The sequence below is a fragment of the Streptococcus rubneri genome (assembly GCF_004785935.1).
GTDB lineage: Bacteria > Bacillota > Bacilli > Lactobacillales > Streptococcaceae > Streptococcus > Streptococcus rubneri.
The window spans coordinates 367863-387558 of sequence record NZ_SRRP01000001.1; the positions used below are offsets into that span (position 1 = coordinate 367863).

Below are 19696 nucleotides of genomic sequence, written 5' to 3' on the forward strand. Positions count from 1 at the left end.
GTTATCATGAAAGTTGCCATTATCGGTGCAGGGATCGTTGGATCCACTGCAGCCTATTATTTATCCAAGGAAGCACAGATAGATGTCACCGTCTATGATCACGGAGTTGGCCAAGCAACCAAGGCAGCGGCTGGCATTATTAGCCCTTGGTTTTCTAAGCGACGAAATAAGGCCTGGTATCGCCTGGCTCGGCTAGGAGCTGATTTCTACCAAGAATTAGTAGAGGACCTGGCCAAGGATGGAATCGAAACAGACTTTTACCAGCAGACAGGGGTCTATCTCCTTAAGAAAAAGGAAGAGAAATTAGATGAACTCTATCAGTTGGCGCTGAGTCGACGGGAAGAATCTCCCTTGATTGGGGACTTGGCGGTTTTAACCAAAGAAGAAGTAGGTCAACAGTTCCCAGGTCTGCAAGGCTTTGAACAGCTCCTTTATGCCTCGGGTGGGGCCCATGTAGAAGGAGCCCTTCTGACGGAAACTCTTCTCAAAGCCAGTGGCGCAAGAGTCATCAAGGAAGAAGTTGCCCTCTCCGCCTCGGATCATGGCTATCAGATAGCAGGAGAGAGCTATGACCAAGTTATCCTAGCGACAGGAGCCTGGTTGGGGAAAATCCTTGAGCCACTTGGCTACCAAGTGGATGTCCGTCCACAAAAAGGACAGTTGAGGGATTATCAGCTAGACATAGATACTGATGATTATCCTGTGGTTATGCCAGAAGGAGAACTGGATATCATTCCCTTCCAGAAAGGCAAGATCAGTATGGGAGCTACTCATGAGAATGAGATGGGCTTTGACCTGACGGTGGATCAAGCTTTACTGAATCAGATGGAAACAGAAGCCTTAACCTACTATCCAGAACTAGCTCAAGCTGAAGTTATCAGGGAGCGCGTGGGAACCCGGGCTTACACCAGTGACTTCTCGCCCTTTTGGGGAGGACTTCTCGATCAAGCAGCTCTCTATGTCGCTAGTGGACTTGGTTCATCTGGCCTCACAACAGGTCCCCTTATTGGGTGGCACCTGGCCCAACTAGTGGCAGGAGGAAAGGTGCGCCTAGATCCAGCAGATTATCCAGTTGAACAATATGTGAAGAAGAGAGTGGGACAGAAATCGGAAATTCGTTAGAATTCGATTTCGTCGTCCCACCTCCGCACAGTTGAGTAGGGCTGTAAAAGCTGACGAAATCAGCGTAGTAGAGCCCACTCAACCACTGCGTCTTGCTCGACAATCCAAAAACAATTGAGAGGCTAGGACTTTTGTCCCAGCCTCTTTTTTTCGAAAGACCTTCCTTAATTCGGATGAAAATAGTAGAATAAAACAAGTGAATCAACAAGAAAATGGGAGTTGTTATGAATTGGTTTCAATCACAATCCGTGGTCTTACAGGCCTTTCTCGCAGGATTGTTTACATGGGGCTGTACCATCGTAGGGTCAGCCATCGTTTTTTTCTTCAAGCATATTAGTCGAAAACTATTGGACATCATGATGGGCTTCGCGGCAGGAGTCATGATTGCGGCTTCATTTTGGTCCCTCTTGCAACCGTCTATTGAATATGCGGAAAACTCCTATGGAATTTTGACTTGGTTGCCAGCGGCGATTGGTTTTCTAACTGGAGGATTCTTCCTCCGCTTGATCGACGCCATCGTCCCTCACCTTCATATGACGAAGGAGATTGAGGAGGCTGAGAGCATCCATACGCCACGGGAGAAGAAGTTGTCGAAAACGACCCTCCTCTTCTTAGCCATTACTATCCACAACTTCCCAGAAGGATTAGCGGTCGGGGTTGCCTTTGGAGCTCTGGCTAGTAATCCAAGTCCAGAAGCCTTTATCGGGGCGGTTGGTTTGGCCATTGGGATTGGCTTGCAAAATATCCCAGAGGGGGCTGCCCTCTCGATCCCGATTCGGACGGATGGAAAATCCCGTCTCAATGCCTTTTATTGGGGATCTATGTCTGCCATCGTTGAGCCAGTAGGAGCCCTGCTAGGAGCAGTTGCCGTCCTATCCATGACGGCTATCTTGCCTTACGCCCTTTCTTTTGCGGCAGGCGCTATGATCTTTGTAGTGGTCGAAGAGTTGATCCCAGATTCCCAGACCAATGGAAATACAGACGTTGCGACTCTCGGTCTCATGGTTGGCTTTGTTATTATGATGATCCTCGACGTCGCTTTGGGATAAAGTGTCATCACCTTGTAGCATGGGAACAAGGTGACTTTTTTATATAAACATGATAAAATAAGGGTAATGAATACGTAGAAAGGCCTAACATTATGAAAGGTATTATTTTAGCCGGTGGTTCGGGGACTCGTTTGTATCCTTTGACCCGTGCCGCTTCCAAACAGTTGATGCCCATTTACGACAAGCCAATGATTTACTACCCTTTGTCAACTCTTATGTTAGCAGGGATCAAAGAAATCTTGATCATCTCAACTCCGCAGGATCTTCCTCGTTTTGAAGAGCTTCTTGGAGATGGTTCTGAACTTGGTATTTCTCTCTCTTATGCTGAGCAACCAAGCCCAGATGGATTGGCGCAAGCTTTCATCATTGGAGAAGAGTTTATTGGTGATGATCATGTTGCCCTCGTTCTTGGAGATAATATCTTCCACGGAAATGGCTTAACCAAGATGTTGCAACGAGCGGAAGCGAAAGAAAAAGGTGCCACAGTCTTTGGCTACCAAGTTAAAGACCCAGAACGTTTTGGTGTGGTAGAGTTTGATGCGGACATGAATGCCGTCTCAATCGAAGAAAAACCAGAACATCCGAAATCAAACTTTGCGGTGACGGGTCTTTACTTCTATGACAATGATGTGGTAGAGATTGCCAAAAATATCAAACCAAGTCCTCGTGGAGAGCTTGAAATCACAGATGTCAACAAGGCATATTTGGAGCGTGGAGATCTCTCTGTTGAGCTCATGGGCCGTGGCTTTGCTTGGTTGGATACAGGAACTCATGAAAGTCTCTTGCAGGCTTCTCAATATATCGAGACTGTTCAACGTTTGCAAAATGTCCAAGTAGCCAACCTTGAGGAAATCGCTTATCGTATGGGCTATATTACTAAAGAGCAAGTCTATGAGTTGGCTCAACCTCTGAAGAAAAACGAGTACGGACAATATTTGCTCCGTTTGATTGGAGAAGCTTAATGACAGATCAATTTTTTGAGAAAGAATTAGCAGCCCGCAAGATTGAAGCTATCCCAGGTTTGATGGAGTTTGATATTCCAGTTCGTGGGGACAACCGTGGTTGGTTCAAGGAGAACTTCCAAAAAGAGAAGATGCTTCCTCTTGGTTTTCCAGAAAGCTTCTTTGCGGAAGGCAAGTTGCAAAATAACATTTCATTCTCTCGTAAGAATGTCTTGCGTGGCTTGCATGCAGAACCTTGGGACAAGTACATCTCTGTAGCAGATGAAGGAAAGGTTCTCGGTACTTGGGTAGACCTTCGTGAAGGTGAGACTTTTGGGAACACTTACCAAACTGTGATTGATGCTTCTAAAGGAATCTTTGTCCCTCGTGGTGTTGCCAATGGATTCCAAGTTTTGACGGATAAAGTGGCTTATACTTACTTAGTCAATGACTACTGGGCATTGGAGCTCAAGCCAAAATATGCATTTGTTAATTACGCAGACCCAAGCCTAGACATCCAGTGGGAAAACTTGGAAGAAGCAGAAGTTTCAGAAGCTGACAAGAATCACCCATTGCTCAAAGACGTCAAACCCCTAAAAGCAGAAGATTTGTAAGAATGAACCCTGCATAGCAGTATTGCGACTGCAAGGAGCGTTATAAGATTGTTCCTGCCCTAGTGAAAACAAGATTCCCTGAGGGAATCTTGTAGGGAAATCCGGAGACTTCGGCTTCGGATTTAGCCATGAAACCGAAGGGTTGCTGGCGTCCCTCACTAGCTAAAGGAACAATGCAAAGAAAAAACTATTTGGAGAAAAAATGACTGAATACAAAAACATCATCGTAACCGGCGGCGCTGGTTTCATCGGTTCAAACTTCGTACACTATGTCTACAACAACCATCCAGATGTACATGTGACTGTCCTTGACAAACTCACTTACGCTGGTAACCGTGCCAACATTGAAGAAATCCTTGGGGATCGTGTTGAATTGGTTGTGGGGGATATTGCTGATGCAGCATTGGTGGACCAATTGGCTGCTAAGGCAGATGCGATTGTTCACTATGCGGCTGAAAGCCACAATGACAACTCCTTGAACGACCCATCACCATTTATCCACACCAACTTCATCGGTACATACACACTTTTGGAAGCGGCTCGTAAATATGATATTCGTTTCCACCACGTGTCAACAGACGAAGTTTATGGAGACCTTCCATTGCGTGAAGATCTTCCTGGACATGGGGATGGTCCTGGTGAAAAATTCACTGCTGAAACCAAATACAACCCATCATCCCCTTATTCATCAACCAAGGCTGCTTCAGACTTGATCGTGAAGGCTTGGGTTCGTTCTTTTGGTGTTAAAGCAACGATTTCAAACTGTTCAAACAACTACGGGCCATACCAACACATCGAGAAGTTCATCCCACGTCAAATCACCAATATCTTGTCTGGTATCAAACCAAAACTATACGGTGAAGGGAAGAACGTCCGTGACTGGATCCACACCAACGACCACTCAACGGGTGTATGGGCTATTCTCACTAAAGGCCGTATCGGTGAAACCTACTTGATCGGTGCGGATGGTGAAAAGAACAACAAGGAAGTGCTTGAACTCATCCTTGAAAAAATGGGTCAACCAAAAGATGCTTACGACCGTGTAACAGACCGTGCTGGTCACGATTTGCGTTACGCCATCGATTCAACAAAATTGCGTGAAGAATTAGGTTGGGAACCACAATTCACAAACTTCGAAGCAGGTTTGGCAGAAACCATCAAGTGGTATACAGAAAACCAAGACTGGTGGAAAGCTGAAAAAGAAGCTGTCGAAGCCAACTACGCAAAAACACAAGAAGTCATCAAATAAAAAAAGCCTCTGTCGATCAGGATTTTTGATCGACAGAGACTTTTCTATTTTAGAAACAAAAAAAAGACCAAACGGTCTTTTTTTTTATTAGTTGGCAGTTGTGGTTGTATCACTGGCTGCAGGAGTAGTCTCAGTTGTTGTTTCTCCTGTATTCGTATCTGTTTGTGACGCACTACTTGCATCCGTTTGAGTGTTGCTCGTGTCAGTTGCATCACTGCTAGTATTGGTTTCCGTAGTGGTAGCAGTTGTATTGGTGTTCTCACTACCCTTCTCATGAACAACGACGACACTGGTGCTAGATTCTTTTTTATCTTCGGTCTTGTTAGTCGGCTTCATGATGCTATAGATGGTAAATGAAGTGACGATAATCCCGAGCAGACTAGCAATTGTAGCGACAATCATTTGGAAAAAGGAGAGGCTTTGTTTGACCTTTTCTCCTCTAGAGGGTCTGGAATCATCTTGATGCTTGTTTTTACGTGAATAGTTTGACATTCTCTTTTTTCTTCCTCTTCATTTCAATTCATGTCTCATTTAGAGGGACACTTTAGATATTATACGTCATTTTTGAGAAAATGTCTAAAAAGAAATGAAAGAGGTTATTAAAATTTCAAATTGCTTTCAAACTGGACACTTTGTGTCTCGCTTGCTTCAGAGGATGTTGCAAAGTTTGCCTGTCCTTTTTCAGAGACTGAAATCGGCTGGCTTGTTTGACTAGGCTGGCTGATGATTTCATGGTGACTAAAACTAGAGGAATCATTAGGAGAAATAAACTGGCCATTCGCCTGAATCTCTATCTTGTTAGGATCCGGGATAGAGTAGTCAATCCTTCCCTTGAATTCCTTGGTTTTTGAAATCACTTTTACATCTTTGACGCGGATGATACGACGGAACCAGCCATTGTATTCGACCAAGCATTTGAATTCGACGTGACTATCGGATTCGCCAGGGATTGGTTGGATAAGACTCATTTCACGTAGACTCCCTTCATCTTCCCTAAAGTAAGGTGGCTTCTCCAAGGGCTGTTGCAAGTCACACTGTCCTTTACCGTGACAGGCTAGTTGAGCAGAGGGGAGGGCAAATGGAAGTGGTGGTAGGACAGCGAGCAGTCCTCCAAGGGCAAGACTTCCAGCTAGGGCAATGGATAGATAGATTGGTCGTTTCATGTTTGTCTCCTTTTATCATCTTTCGGGACTAGTTCAGTGGTTGAACAAATGTTTTAAAAGCCAGAACTTAGTTTTGTAAGCGCTTGACAAAACTCCCCATCTTCATCATAAGCTATTTTGAGAAATTTACAAGTTTTCTGTCTGAAACTAGGAACAAAATGAAGCCTGCCAAATCCTTGTCCCTCCTTGTCAGAAATGATACAATAAGATGATTGAAAACTACTAGGAGTGAGTGGAAGATGATTTACTTTGATAATTCAGCAACAACCAAACCTTATCCAGAGGCCTTGGCTACCTACACAGAAGTCGCAAGCAAAATTTGGGGCAATCCATCTAGCTTGCACAATCTGGGAAGTCAAGCGACTCGGATCTTGGAGGCATCTCGTAAGCAGATAGCTTCCCTCCTAGGCAAGAAAGCAGAAGAAATCTATTTCACTTCAGGTGGGACTGAAGGGGACAACTGGGCGATCAAAGGAATTGCTTTTGAAAAAGCTCCTTACGGGAAGCATATTATTGTCTCAGCTATTGAGCATCCGGCTGTAAAGGAATCAGCCCTCTGGCTACAAGGTCAAGGATTTGAGGTGGATATAGCTCCAGTTGATGCGCGTGGCTTTGTCCAAGTAGAAGAGTTGGAAAAACTCTTGCGTCCGGATACAACCCTCGTTTCGATCATGGCAGTTAATAACGAAGTAGGTTCTATCCAGCTTATTCAAGCCATTTCAGATCTATTGGCGGATCGTCCGACCATCACCTTCCACGTCGATGGGGTTCAGGCTCTAGCTAAGATTTCAACTGCTCTCTACTTACCAGATCGGGTGGATTTAGCGACCTTCTCCAGTCACAAGTTTCATGGACTTCGTGGGGTTGGCTTTCTCTATCTCAAAGAAGGCAAAAAGATTAGTCCCCTCTTAACAGGTGGCGGACAAGAAAAGGACCTTCGTTCGACGACGGAGAACTTAGCTGGTATTGCTGCGACTGCCAAGGCCTTGCGTTTGGCGATGGAGCGTCAAGAGGACTTTGAGCGCAAGTGCCATCAGTTGAAGGAAGTCATTCATGAGGAATTAGCCCACTATCCAGATGTGACTGTCTTCTCAGGAGATGAGGGCTTTGCGCCTCATATCTTAACTTTCGGTATTAAGGGTGTGCGAGGAGAAGTCATCGTCCACGCTTTTGAAGAGTATGAGATTTATATTTCGACAACCTCTGCCTGCTCTTCCAAGGCTGGCAAGCCAGCTGGAACCTTGATTGCCATGGGAGTCGACAAGGCTCTGGCGCAAACAGCTGTCCGCCTCAGTCTTGATCTCGAAAATGATATGAGTCAAGTCGAGCAATTTTTGACCAAGTTCAAACTGATCTATGAAAAGACGCGAAAGGTGCGTTAAGGAAAAGAAAAGGAAGTAACTATGCCATTAACTTATTCAGAAATTATGATCCGCTATGGGGAGCTTTCTACTAAAGGAAAGAACCGGATGCGCTTCATCAATAAATTGCGCAATAATATCTCAGATGTTTTGTCCATTTACCCAGCTGTCAAAGTGACAGCTGATCGGGACCGCGCTCATGCTTATCTAAATGTAACGGATTATGAACCGGTGGCTGAATCCCTCAAACAGGTCTTCGGAATCCAAAACTTTTCTCCAGTCTACAAGATTGAGAAATCTATCCCGGCCTTGATTTCAGCCGTTCAAGAAATCATGCAGGATATTTACCAAGAAGGGATGACCTTCAAGATTTCCAGCAGACGGAGTGACCACTCTTTTGAACTGGATAGCCGTGAACTCAATCAAACCTTGGGTGGAGCTGTCTTTGAAGCGATCCCAAGTATCCAGGCCCAAATGAAAAAACCGGATATCAATCTACAAGTCGAAATCCGGGAAGAAGCAGCCTATATCTCTTACGAGACCATTAAAGGAGCAGGTGGTCTGCCAGTTGGGACATCTGGAAAAGGGATGCTCATGCTATCTGGTGGGATTGACTCTCCAGTAGCTGGTTACCTAGCTTTGAAGCGGGGCGTGGACATTGAAGCGGTCCACTTTGCTAGCCCGCCGTATACTAGCCCAGGAGCATTGAAAAAAGCCCACGATTTAACTCGTAAATTAACCAAGTTTGGAGGCAATATCCAGTTTATCGAAGTCCCATTTACTGAGATTCAAGAAGAAATCAAGGCCAAGGCACCAGAAGCTTATCTCATGACCTTGACCCGTCGCTTTATGATGCGGATCACTGATCGCATCCGTCAAATCCGTGGTGGCTTGGTCATCATCAATGGGGAAAGCCTCGGTCAGGTAGCTAGCCAAACGCTAGAGAGTATGCAGGCCATCAATGCAGTGACCAATACGCCCGTCATCCGTCCAGTGGTGACCATGGATAAGTTGGAGATTATCGATATCGCCCAAGCCATCGATACCTTTGAAATCTCCATCCAACCTTTCGAAGATTGCTGTACCATCTTTGCGCCGGATCGTCCAAAGACCAACCCAAAACTCAAAAATGCAGAGAAATATGAGGAACGTATGGACGTGGAAGCTTTGGTGGAGAGAGCTGTTGCTGGAATCATGATCACAGAAATCACTCCTCAAGCAGAAGCGGATGAAGTCGATGAATTGATTGAGGATTTGTTGTAAAAGATGACGGTAATCGGTTCTCACTAAGAGCCCTGACTACTGGCATGAGTTTGATAAAGAATAATAGCACCCTTGAAGCTAGAGCAGAGCATCTAGCTTCAAGGGTGCTTTTCTAATTTAATTTCGTCCTTCTTGGAGTGCTGCTTGAGCGACAGCTAGTCTAGCAGCAGGAACCCGGTAAGGAGAACAGGAAACGTAGGTTACTTGAATGTCTTGGAAGAAGGAAATTGAAGAAGGATCTCCGCCAACTTCTCCACAGATCCCGATAGCGAGATTTGGTTTTACTTGACGAGCCTTGCTGATAGCAATTCTCATTAATTCACCGACGCCATCCTTATCAATTTTTTGGAAAGGGTCGAAAGAAAGAATATTCTTATCCTTGTAGTGGCCAATGAATTTTCCAATATCATCACGAGAGAAGCCATAGGTCATTTGAGTCAAGTCATTGGTTCCAAAGCTGAAGAAATCGGCTTCTTGGGCTAGTTTATCTGCAGTTAGGCAGGCGCGTGGCAGTTCAATCATAGTACCAATTTCATAAGGGAAAGGCTCATGACCATATTTCTCGAAAAGATGTTCAATATGCTGAACGAGATACTCCTTGATACATTCTAATTCTTTTTTGTCAGCTATTAAAGGAACCATGATTTCTGGCTTGATCTTTTGACCTTCTTGATGCAATTTGATGGCACTTCTAAATATAGCTTCTGTCTGCATCTTGTAGATTTCTGGCTTAGTTATGCCGAGACGGCAACCACGGTGTCCCAACATCGGATTACTTTCCTGCAGACTTTCGATGCGCTCGGCCAATTTTTTAGGATATTTTTTGAGTTGTTTGGCCAGATTTTCAATATCTTGATCGTCTTTCGGTAGGAATTCATGCATGGGTGGATCGAGTAGGCGGACAATCATTGGTTTATCTTGAACTGCTTGGAACATTTGATAAAAGTCCTCTTCCTGGAAGTTTAGAAGTCTAGAGAGGGCTTCTTTTGTTTCGTCTTCGGTATCCGCTAAGATGAGGCGACGCATTTCAAGAATTCGTTCCTGTCCAAAGAACATGTGTTCTGTGCGGGCTAGCCCGACCCCTTTGGCCCCAAAGTTCATGGCTGTTGTCAAGTCCTTGACGGTTTCTGCATTAGCTCGAACTTGGAGGATGGCCACTTCATCTGACCAAGCAAGCAAACGCTGGAGGTCCTGGTTGTTCTCGATTAGGACTGTTGGGATTTCACCACTATAAATACGACCAGAATAACCATCGACGGAGATGATATCTCCCTCTCTTAGGACTAGACTGCCACAGGAAAGGGTTTTGTTCTCTTCGCTGATGGTCAACTCTCCGCAACCTGCGACACAGCAAGTTCCCATCCCGCGAGCCACAACGGCTGCGTGGGAAGTCATCCCTCCTTGACTAGTGACAATAGCTTGACTGACGATCATCCCTTCAATATCTTCTGGAGAGGTTTCTTGTCGAACAAGAATGACTTTTTTACCTTCTTGATGAACTTCTTTAGCTCGGTTTGCAGTAAAGACGATTTGACCAGTAGCAGCACCTGGGCTAGCTGGTAGACCTTGAGCTAAGAAAGGGGCTTTCTCTAAGGCAGTTTCCTCAAAGACTGGGTGGATTAGTTGACTGATGGAAGCAGGAGCTACTCTCAGGAGAGCTTCTTTCTTACTAATCAGAGCTTGGTCTACCATATCTAGGGCAATTTTTAATGAAGCCTTGGCTGTCCGTTTTCCATTTCTCGTTTGTAGGATGTAGAGCTTGCCTTTCTCAATGGTAAATTCAATATCCTGCATATCCTTGTAGTGGTTTTCAAGAATACTCGCATAGTTTTTGAAAGCCTGATAGGCTTCTGGTTGAACAGTTTCTAATGTCGCAATGGGTTCGGGGGTTCGTATGCCAGCTACCACATCTTCCCCTTGAGCATTGATCAAAAACTCACCGAAGAGTTCAGTTTCTCCACTGACAGGGTTTCGGGTGAAGCAGACTCCTGTACCACTGTTTTGGTCACTATTTCCAAAGACCATAGCCTGAACATTGACAGCTGTCCCTAAATCATGAGGGATTTGATGTAATTCACGGTAAACTCTAGCCCGATTGTTGTTCCAGGACTTGAAGACAGCTTGGATCGCAGCGTAGAGTTGCTCAATTGGATTTTCAGGGAATTGGTGGCTGTATTTTTGATACAGTTTCTTATATTGTTGGATCAATTCTTGGTGCTGGGATGGGAGGAAATCATGGACTTTACTTCCCTGTTTCTTTTCAAAGTCTTCTAGTAGATGATCAAACAGTTCTTTATCAATGCCATAGACCACATCTGCAAACATTTGTAGCAGGCGGCGGTAGCAGTTGTAGGCGAAATTAGCATTGGTCTCTTTTGCTAGTAATTTGGTCCGTTGGTCATTGAGGCCAAGATTGAGGATGGTGTCCATCATTCCTGGCATGGAAAACTTGGCCCCGCTACGGACAGAGACTAAGAGTAAGTGAGGATCCTCTCCAGCAAAATATTTAGCCGTCTTTTTCTCTAACAGAGCAAGCGCTTTCAAAACCTCCTCTTTTAAAGTGGAATCAAAGAAATCAGGGTTATCGAGATAGTTGATACAACTTTGAGTCGTGATGGTAAAGCCAGGAGGGACAGGTAAGCCCAAATTGCTCATCTCTGCTAGATTGGCCCCTTTTCCACCTAGGAGATCTTTGTCATTTGCACTTCCTTCTTCGAAGGAGTAAATCCATTTTGTCATATTAGCCTCCAATTTTATCAAATATGTGTCATATATACGACAAAAATATTGTAATATACATCATATATGTTTGTCAACTAATAAAGTAAAGAGTTTACATTGACTATTTTAAGATTTTTGCTATAATATTTAACAAAAAATGATGATTATATGGTACTGATTTGTTCTTATGTTCAGGATAATCTAGCATGACTAGTCTTTATCTTCATCATATTTCGTATTTAGAAAGGATCCAATCCTTGAAATTAAGTGAACGCCAAAAGAAAATAGTTGAAATTGTTAAGGTGCAACAGCCTTTGAGTGGGGAAAAAATCTCTGACTTGTTAGATATTTCGAGAGCGACTCTACGAGCTGATCTGTCCTTTCTCACCTTGGTTGGAATCTTAAAAGCAACCCCAAAAATTGGATATACATACTCCGGTTCAGATCTAGAAAGACTTTTCTTTTTCGATACCTTTCAAAAAGAAGTAGCAGATATCATGACCTCTCCTGTCTTGGTATCCCATGATTGCTTTATTCAAGATGCGATTATCACCTTATTTATGTATGATGCCGATGTCCTCTATGTTATCGATGAAGACAAGCTCTTACTAGGAATTATGTCCCGTAAAGATTTATTAAGAGCATCTCTCAATTCGAGTATCCAGAAGACTCCTGTAGCTGTCTGTATGACCAGGATGCCTCATATCATTACTTGTCAGAAGGATATGAACATTTTAGAGGTAGCTGCCCTTCTTCAAGATCAGGCAATTGAATCCTTGCCTGTGGTCGATGAAAGCAATGACCGTAAAGTGGTGGGATGTGTGACCAAGTCGACTTTACTGGATTATATTATTCAAGAAGCTCGTCGTGTTGAAGTAAAGAGAGAAGAGGAATGAAGATGAAAAAGGAAATCATTGTCTATAGTATTTCGGATTCTTTGGGGGGAACTTCTCAGAAGTTGTTAGCTGCTGTGACAGCACAGTATCCGGATATTATCTTTAATAACAGTTATCGCTTCCCTTTTATTAACCAGGAGGAAGAGCTTCTAGATATCTTACAGGATGCAGTGAAGGATGATGCTCTGGTGATTACTACCTTGGTCAATAGTCAACTAGCAGCTCTTGCAAGAGAGTTTAGTCAGAGCCATGGTTTGTCTTACCTAGATCTAATGCATCCATTTTTTGAAATCATCCAAGAAAAGACAGGAAGTAGACCAATAGAAGTACCAGGGACCTTGCATCGATTGGATGGTGATTATTTTAAGAAGATTTCGGCTATTGAGTTTGCTGTCAAGTATGATGATGGCAAGGCCCCTCAGGGATTTATAGATGCAGATTTGGTCTTGCTGGGTGTTTCTCGGACGTCAAAAACTCCCCTTAGTATTTATCTAGCAAATAAAGGCTACAAGGTTGCAAATTTACCCCTGATTCCAGAAGTTCCCTTGCCTCAGGTCCTGGAAAAGGTTGCTTCGCATCGTCTTATCGGACTGGTTTGTGAGCCAGAAAAATTAGCTAAAATCAGAATCAACCGTCTAGACTCTTTAGGTCTATCACAGGAAACGAGCTACACGGATTTGGAAAAGATTTATCAGGAATTGGATTATTCGAAAATGGTCTTTAAAAAATATGGTGCTAGCATCATCAATGTGTCAGATAAATCCATTGAAGAAACGGCCTTCTTAATAGAGGAGCATTTGAAAAAGATGAGCGAAGATAGATAAGAAATAGAGAAGTATAGGAGATTGTCTATCGATTATGATAGGAGGGACTGGAATTTCCAGCCTCTTTTCTAGAAGGTGAATACATGAAAAAAATCTTATTATTGCTAACTAGTTTGGTATTGTTAACGGGCTGTATAAATGTTTCGATTCATGGGGCAAAGGAAGATGAAAAGACCAGTCAGACAGAAACGAAAGAGGCCTCTTTAACCTTTGTGAGAGCAGAGCGCTATAAAAATCAACCAAACGAGATTTTAGACTTAGCAGAAAGGTATGTGAAAGAAGAACCAAATCTTGGCGTGCCTGGTCGATTGGTTGTTTTTTTCCCTGGCTATACATTCGGGGATGAGGAGCAACGATATGCATTATTATTGATTGTCAATCAAACCACAACCAATATTGATCGCGATGGGAACTTTGACTTAAACTTAGAATATGATGGAGAGCCGATTTTAGAAAATATCACTGTAAACTATCGTATAGAAGAATCGGGTGTCCTCAACCGGAATACAGTTGCAGCTATTCCTCTTAAAATTACCCGCGAACAAGAAGAAAAAATGAGAAGTATGGAAGAGTCCTCTAAATTAAAAATGACCATGACTGACTTCACATTTAAGAAGTAAACAGGGGAATTCAACCTCACTTTTATATAAAAAATAAGTTTCTAGATGAAAATCCGTTTTCAAGGGACAAAAATACTTGTCTTTGTCTGATAGAAGTGATATACTTAGAGAGTTGACTATGCACATGCCTGTGCAACCGCTCGATCATCGTCGCTCATCCTTTGAGCTTAAGTGGTTCGTCCCACGATGCTAGGCGAGTCTTCACAAAATACGGGGAAACCCAAAAATACATAGGAGGTGCATAATGAGCACATACGCAATCATTAAAACTGGCGGAAAACAAGTTAAAGTTGAAGTTGGTCAAGCAGTCTACGTTGAAAAATTGAACGTTGAAGCTGGTCAAGAAGTTACATTTAACGAAGTTGTTCTTGTTGGTGGTGAAAACACTGTTGTCGGAACTCCACTTGTTTCAGGAGCTACTGTTGTTGGAACTGTTGAAAAACAAGGAAAACAAAAGAAAGTTGTTACTTACAAGTACAAACCTAAAAAAGGTAGCCACCGTAAACAAGGTCACCGTCAACCTTATACTAAAGTTGTCATCAACGCAATCAACGCTTAATTTTTAGGAGAACACATGATACAAGCAGTCTTTGAACGAGCCGAAGATGGCGAGCTGAGGAGTGCAGAAATTACTGGTCACGCCGAAAGTGGCGAATACGGCTTAGATGTCGTGTGTGCATCGGTTTCTACGCTTGCCATTAACTTTGTCAACTCAGTTGAGAAATTTGCAGGCTATGAACCGGAACTAGAATTAAACGAAGAAGAGGGTGGCTTCATGCGGGTAACAATCCCGACAGACATTCCACCTCATCAAAGAGAAATGACCCAACTATTCTTTGAATCATTTTTCTTAGGGATGGCAAACTTATCGGAGAACTCATCGGAGTTCGTCCAAACAAGAGTTATCACAGAAAACTAACATGGAGGAAAACAATTATGTTGAAATTGAATCTTGCTAACTTGCAACTTTTCGCCCACAAAAAAGGTGGAGGTTCTACATCAAACGGACGTGATTCACAAGCTAAACGTCTTGGAGCTAAAGCAGCTGATGGACAAACTGTAACAGGTGGATCTATCCTTTACCGTCAACGCGGTACTCACATCTACCCAGGTGTGAACGTTGGACGTGGTGGAGACGATACTTTGTTCGCTAAAGTTGAAGGCGTAGTACGCTTCGAACGCAAAGGTCGCGATAAGAAACAAGTTTCTGTTTACCCAATCGCAAAATAATCGCTTTTAATAGCATAAAATAAGGTTTTCTGATTGATTCGGAAAACCTATTTTTTTATTTTGATACCCACAGTGATACCTTTTTATCACGAGCCTTGAATTATAAAGCTGAGGTAACAGATTATAAAACTCTCTGATTAATCAGAGAGTTTTTTTTATGCTCTCTTTCGATTGAAGCCCCCAACTTTTTTCATCCTCTAGATTATGGTATAATGGAGTGATATTGTTAGAAGGAAGAAGACATGAATATTCAACAATTACGCTATGTTGTCGCGATTGCCAATAGTGGTACTTTTCGTGAAGCAGCTGAAAAAATGTACGTTAGTCAGCCGAGTCTGTCCATCTCTGTGAGAGACTTGGAAAAGGAACTGGGCTTTAAGATTTTCCGTCGGACTAGTTCAGGCACTTTCTTGACCCGCCGGGGGATGGAATTTTATGAAAAGGCCCAAGAATTGGTCAAGGGCTTTGATGTTTTTCAAAACCAGTATGCCAATCCTGAGGAAGAAAAGAAGGAATTCTCGATCTCGAGTCAGCACTATGATTTCCTTCCTCCGTTGATTACCCAATTCTCTGTCCTTTACCCTGATAATAAAAACTTCCGGATTTTTGAGTCGACCACGGTTCAAATCCTGGATGAAGTGGCCCAGGGTCATAGTGAACTCGGGATTATCTACCTCAATAAGCAAAATACCAAAGGGATCATGCAACGGGTGGATAAATTAGGCTTGGAAGTCATTGACCTGATTCCTTTCCAGACGCATATCTATTTGCGCAAGGGTCATCCATTAGCTAAGAAGGAATCCTTAGTGATGGAAGACTTGGCGCACTTGCCGACTGTTCGCTTTACCCAGGAAAAGGATGAGTATCTCTACTATTCGGAGAACTTCGTCGATACTAGTAGCAGTTCCCAACTCTTCAATGTGACAGACCGAGCGACCTTGAATGGGATCCTAGAGCGGACCGACGCCTATGCGACCGGTTCTGGTTTCTTGGATAGTCAGTCGGTGAATGGTATTACGGTTATCCCCTTGATCGATGATCTGGATAATAAAATGGTCTATGTCAAGCGGGAAGAGGTGGATCTTTCACCAGTGGCTGAGAAGTTTGTCCAAGTTATGGAAGCCTACTTTGATGAGAAGAGGTAGGACATGAAGAGAAAAGTAAGTATTTTTATCAGTATCCTCCTCCTAATTGCCTTGGACCAAGCTGTTAAATGGTATGTGGTCAAGGAAATCCCACTGGGAGGCATGCGTTCATTCATTCCCAAAGTAGTCAGTCTGACCTATCTAAAAAACTCAGGTGCAGCCTTCTCCATATTGGAAAACCAACAGTGGTTCTTTACCATTATTACCATCCTAGCGATGGGGGCAGCCTTTGTCTACCTTTATCGTCACATCAAGGGTTCACTCTGGCTCTTGTTGGGCTTGACCCTGATTATCTCAGGGGGAATCGGCAACTTTATTGACCGGGTTCGTCAGGGCTTTGTCGTCGATATGTTTCACTTGGATTTTATGAATTTTGCCATTTTTAATGTAGCAGATATTTATTTAACCGTCGGTGTTGGCTTGTTATTGATCTATATTTTAAGAGAGGAGAGCCATGGAAGTTAGAGTAGAAGTCGCTGGAGCGCGACTGGATAAGGCTGTCTCAGAGTTGACTGAACTCTCACGTGGCTTGGCCAATGAGCAGATCAAGGAAGGGAAGATCCTCGTCAACGGTCAAGTCAAAAAGGCCAAGTATACCGTAAAAGAAGGGGATGTCATCAGCTATGAAGTCCCTCAAGTTGAAGAAGTGATCTACGAGGCAGAAGATATTCCCTTAGAGATTGTCTATCAGGATGTGGATGTCGCAGTGGTCAACAAGCCCCAGGGCATGGTGGTCCATCCTAGTGCGGGCCACACCAGTGGAACTCTGGTCAATGCCCTCATGTATCACATCAAAGACTTGTCAGGGATCAATGGCGAGCTTCGTCCGGGGATTGTCCATCGGATTGACAAGGATACCTCTGGTCTCCTCATGGTGGCTAAGAACGATGCGGCTCATGTAGCACTTGCAGATGAGCTCAAGGCTCAGAAATCTCTGCGCAAGTACTGGGCCATTGTCCATGGCAATCTACCCAACGATCGGGGTGTCATTGAGGCGCCGATTGGGCGAAGTGACAAGGATCGCAAGAAGCAGGCTGTGACAGCCAAAGGGAAACCAGCTCTGACTCGCTTTCATGTCTTGGAACGCTTTGGAGATTATAGCTTGGTCGAGTTGCAATTGGAGACAGGACGGACCCACCAAATCCGGGTTCACATGGCCTATATTGGCCATCCGGTCGCTGGTGATGAAGTCTATGGACCTCGCAGGACTTTGAAAGGCCATGGGCAATTCCTCCATGCCAAGACACTGGGCTTTACCCATCCTCGGACGGGAGAGGTCATGGAGTTTTCAGTGGAGGTTCCGGAGATTTTCCAAAAAACCTTGGAACAGCTTCGTCAAGGATAAACATATCATTATCAAAACGAGTTTACCTCTTGTGGTAGAAACTCGTTTTTTTGTGGGTAAATGGGGGTTTCCCCTGGTCCGCTCTTAGTATTTTTTAAGGCTTTCATGGTATAATGTTACAATCGATTACTCTGGAGAATGAATGGATGAAGAATAAGCGAATTGTGTTTAAAGTAGGGACCTCTTCCCTGACCAATCAAGATGGAAGCCTATCTCGGAGCAAGGTCAAGGCAATCACCCAGTCCTATTAAGGGATGCGGTTTGTAGTCCAGGTGGCTCTACCATCGCAGGAGTCAACCGCTTAGAACAAGTCGGTTTACGGGGCGACATTATTGTAGGTGTGGAAGCAGCCTACAAACGCACCCAAGAAATGGGACAAGAGGCAGCGAAGAACTAGAAAAAAGATTGGTTTTTGCCAATCTTTTTTACGTTAGAGAGCCTCAATTTCTACCAAACCATTTTCAGTCAGACGATAGATCTTTTTGCAGACTTCTTTGAGGAAGGTCCGATCGTGGGACACTGTAACCAGTCCGCCTGGGTAGTCTGCGAATAGGCGACGAATTTCTGGTTGGGAAGTGGGGGAAAAATTACGAGTAGGCTCGTCCAAGAGCAGAAACTGGGGACTTGTGAGTACTAATTGAAGGAGGAAGAGTTTTCCTTGCTGGCCACCAGAAAGTTCAGAGATAGGATGGTGCATTTCAGAATAAGTAAAGTTGAGGGAGGCTAAATGCAATTGAATAGTGTTAATTTCTTCGCGATCACCTGAATGCTGTAGAAATTGAACGGGTGTCTGAGTCAGAGGGAGACGTTCAGTGTAATCTTGAGGCATATAGGCAGTGCGGATACTCTCATTATTCTGTAAAATCTCCCAGATCATTTTTAGGAAAGTGGATTTCCCAACACCGTTGGAACCGATAATCCCTATCTTATCCTGCCCTTGAAGTGTGAGGGAGAGGTTCTTGACTAAGACACGATCACCAATTGCGAGCTCTTCCTGATCTAAGAGAAGTACACGTTTTTGAGGAGACAAGGGAGTGAGGGAAGGGAAATGCAGATTGATGATTTCCTCATCATAGGGTTGGGAAGTCATGGATTGGAATTCTCGCTCGTAGCGCTTTTCTTGTGAGAGGAGGGACTTCATTTTCTTTGCCAGGAGACGTCCAGCAGTGCTATCTTTGGTGTTTCGTAAGGAGGTTTCGACTTGCTGACGGACACGACGGTGCTTCTCCATAGTTTTTTGGTAGGATCGTTGATCGTTGGCCGCTTGCTGAGACTGTTGCTTAAATTGTTGTTCCCTCTGGCTACTGTAGTCTTGATAGCCTAGGTGCTCTACGATGGTTTCAGCCTCCTTGCGGTGTTTGATCTGTCTGAGGTGTATGATCGTATCCGCCGTCTGAGTCAAAAAATCCTCATGATGGGAAATAAATATTATGGTTTGGGGGCTCGTTTGGATCATCTGCTGGAGCCAGTCTAAGGTCTCCAAATCCAGATCATTTGAAGGTTCATCTAAAAATAGCAATTCATGAGGACAACAAAGCTCGTGAAGCAGTTGGACCTTGAGGGCTTCTCCTCCAGATAGACTTCCGATAGTTTGATCGCTTGCAAAGCGCTCGCTATTAAAATGCAATTGATCTGCTAGTCTGTAGAGGGTGGCATAGTCTAGCTCGTCCTCTCCAAAAAAATATTCTTCCAAGGTTTTTCCCTTCAAAGCTTCCGGTAAAGTTTGGGGAATATAGGCATAGGAGTGAAAATTAGTGGTGATTTCTCCTTCTATGGTCAGATAATCTGGTAGAGATTTTGGGGACATAAGGACCTGAAGTAAGGAAGATTTTCCATTCCCTTCTTCGCCAATAATAGCAACTTTTTCTCCTTCATGAATGGTCAGGGAAAGATCTCGAACCAGATCTCGTAAATCTTTTGTATGTCGAATAGTGAGGTGGGATAGTTTTAGCATAAGATTCCTTTCTACTGGGACAAAAAACAGCTCTACCTATTTAGTAGAGCTGTATTCAAGTGAAACCCAAGCAGAAAAAGACCTTATTTAGCCAACAAAAGGTTGGAAATTAGGCGAGAGGGTACACAAAAAGAGATAGAACAAGCAGTCCACTAAATAAAGTATCTTATTTAACGAAACTTAGTTGTTCATATCTCCT

21 protein-coding genes and 1 other annotated feature are annotated in these 19696 nt (G+C 43.8%); of the genes, 17 read left to right on the plus strand and 4 right to left on the minus strand.

Features of this window, described 5'->3' with window-relative positions:
- The first annotated feature begins 6 nt into the window (after positions 1–6).
- The 5 genes from E5S68_RS01940 (at position 7) to rfbB (ending at position 4975) form a co-directional block, all read left to right on the plus strand.
- Entirely contained in the window at positions 7–1122 is a 1116-nt protein-coding gene (locus tag E5S68_RS01940) for an NAD(P)/FAD-dependent oxidoreductase (protein ID WP_135782131.1), read from the plus strand.
- A 224-nt stretch (positions 1123–1346) separates the two neighbouring features.
- Complete coding sequence (locus E5S68_RS01950) at positions 1347–2171, plus strand: ZIP family metal transporter (RefSeq protein WP_135782133.1); 825 nt, start codon at positions 1347–1349, stop codon at positions 2169–2171.
- A gap of 92 nt (positions 2172–2263) precedes the next feature.
- Positions 2264–3133 (plus strand): glucose-1-phosphate thymidylyltransferase RfbA, encoded by an 870-nt coding sequence (gene rfbA / locus E5S68_RS01955; protein WP_048690233.1) that lies wholly within the window; start codon positions 2264–2266, stop codon positions 3131–3133.
- Positions 3133–3726 carry a dTDP-4-dehydrorhamnose 3,5-epimerase family protein gene (locus E5S68_RS01960; protein WP_135782134.1) on the plus strand — a complete coding sequence of 198 codons (594 nt, stop codon included), beginning with the start codon at positions 3133–3135 and terminating at the stop codon, positions 3724–3726. Before rfbA ends, E5S68_RS01960 begins: the two co-directional genes overlap by 1 nt.
- Before the next feature lie 202 nt (positions 3727–3928).
- Entirely contained in the window at positions 3929–4975 is a 1047-nt protein-coding gene (gene rfbB, locus E5S68_RS01965) for a dTDP-glucose 4,6-dehydratase (RefSeq protein WP_135782135.1), read from the plus strand.
- A gap of 87 nt (positions 4976–5062) precedes the next feature.
- On the opposite strand, the gene E5S68_RS01970 is transcribed toward rfbB, so the two are convergent.
- Complete coding sequence (locus tag E5S68_RS01970; RefSeq protein ID WP_135782136.1) at positions 5063–5467, minus strand: DUF6556 family protein; 405 nt, start codon at positions 5465–5467, stop codon at positions 5063–5065.
- Positions 5468–5574: 107 nt separating this feature from the next.
- Positions 5575–6138, minus strand: a complete 564-nt coding sequence (locus tag E5S68_RS01975; protein ID WP_135782137.1) for a hypothetical protein — start codon at positions 6136–6138, stop codon at positions 5575–5577.
- 239 nt (positions 6139–6377) lie between these two features.
- Between E5S68_RS01975 and E5S68_RS01980 the strand changes: the two genes are divergently transcribed.
- Both E5S68_RS01980 and thiI read left to right on the plus strand, forming a co-directional pair.
- Positions 6378–7520 (plus strand): cysteine desulfurase family protein, encoded by a 1143-nt coding sequence (locus E5S68_RS01980; RefSeq protein WP_135782138.1) that lies wholly within the window; start codon positions 6378–6380, stop codon positions 7518–7520.
- A 21-nt stretch (positions 7521–7541) separates the two neighbouring features.
- Complete coding sequence (thiI, locus tag E5S68_RS01985) at positions 7542–8762, plus strand: tRNA uracil 4-sulfurtransferase ThiI (protein ID WP_135782139.1); 1221 nt, start codon at positions 7542–7544, stop codon at positions 8760–8762.
- A gap of 117 nt (positions 8763–8879) precedes the next feature.
- Here thiI and ppdK read toward each other — a convergent pair whose 3' ends face one another.
- A complete protein-coding gene (gene ppdK, locus E5S68_RS01990; RefSeq protein ID WP_135782140.1) occupies positions 8880–11501 on the minus strand; it encodes a pyruvate, phosphate dikinase in 2622 nt (873 codons plus the stop codon).
- A 239-nt stretch (positions 11502–11740) separates the two neighbouring features.
- On the opposite strand from ppdK, the gene E5S68_RS01995 reads away from it, so the two are divergent.
- The 10 genes from E5S68_RS01995 (at position 11741) to E5S68_RS02045 (ending at position 17940) form a co-directional block, all read left to right on the plus strand.
- Positions 11741–12379, plus strand: a complete 639-nt coding sequence (locus tag E5S68_RS01995; protein ID WP_135783082.1) for a CBS domain-containing protein — start codon at positions 11741–11743, stop codon at positions 12377–12379.
- Positions 12376–13203 (plus strand): pyruvate, water dikinase regulatory protein, encoded by an 828-nt coding sequence (locus E5S68_RS02000; protein WP_135782141.1) that lies wholly within the window; start codon positions 12376–12378, stop codon positions 13201–13203. The genes E5S68_RS01995 and E5S68_RS02000 overlap by 4 nt, the downstream gene beginning before the upstream one ends.
- A gap of 83 nt (positions 13204–13286) precedes the next feature.
- Positions 13287–13823, plus strand: coding sequence for a lipoprotein (locus E5S68_RS02005; protein ID WP_135782142.1), 537 nt, complete (start codon positions 13287–13289; stop codon positions 13821–13823).
- A gap of 124 nt (positions 13824–13947) precedes the next feature.
- Positions 13948–14034 (plus strand) — a sequence feature (ribosomal protein L21 leader region).
- A 33-nt stretch (positions 14035–14067) separates the two neighbouring features.
- Entirely contained in the window at positions 14068–14382 is a 315-nt protein-coding gene (gene rplU / locus E5S68_RS02010; RefSeq protein ID WP_003007734.1) for a 50S ribosomal protein L21, read from the plus strand.
- A 15-nt stretch (positions 14383–14397) separates the two neighbouring features.
- Positions 14398–14742, plus strand: a complete 345-nt coding sequence (locus tag E5S68_RS02015; protein ID WP_006596492.1) for a ribosomal-processing cysteine protease Prp — start codon at positions 14398–14400, stop codon at positions 14740–14742.
- 17 nt (positions 14743–14759) lie between these two features.
- Complete coding sequence (rpmA, locus tag E5S68_RS02020; protein WP_003002805.1) at positions 14760–15053, plus strand: 50S ribosomal protein L27; 294 nt, start codon at positions 14760–14762, stop codon at positions 15051–15053.
- 242 nt (positions 15054–15295) lie between these two features.
- A complete protein-coding gene (locus tag E5S68_RS02025; RefSeq protein ID WP_135782143.1) occupies positions 15296–16198 on the plus strand; it encodes a LysR family transcriptional regulator in 903 nt (300 codons plus the stop codon).
- Between the two features lie 3 nt (positions 16199–16201).
- Positions 16202–16663, plus strand: a complete 462-nt coding sequence (gene lspA, locus E5S68_RS02030) for a signal peptidase II (RefSeq protein WP_135782144.1) — start codon at positions 16202–16204, stop codon at positions 16661–16663.
- Positions 16653–17543: an RluA family pseudouridine synthase gene (locus tag E5S68_RS02035; protein ID WP_135782145.1), complete on the plus strand. Its 891-nt coding sequence runs from the start codon at positions 16653–16655 to the stop codon at positions 17541–17543. Before lspA ends, E5S68_RS02035 begins: the two co-directional genes overlap by 11 nt.
- Positions 17544–17826: 283 nt before the next feature.
- The gene (locus E5S68_RS02045) at positions 17827–17940 is read left to right on the plus strand and encodes a hypothetical protein (protein ID WP_411292320.1); all 114 of its coding nucleotides are present in this window, start codon (positions 17827–17829) and stop codon (positions 17938–17940) included.
- A gap of 33 nt (positions 17941–17973) precedes the next feature.
- Here E5S68_RS02045 and E5S68_RS02050 read toward each other — a convergent pair whose 3' ends face one another.
- Positions 17974–19497, minus strand: coding sequence for an ATP-binding cassette domain-containing protein (locus E5S68_RS02050; protein WP_135782146.1), 1524 nt, complete (start codon positions 19495–19497; stop codon positions 17974–17976).
- Positions 19498–19696 lie beyond the last annotated feature (199 nt).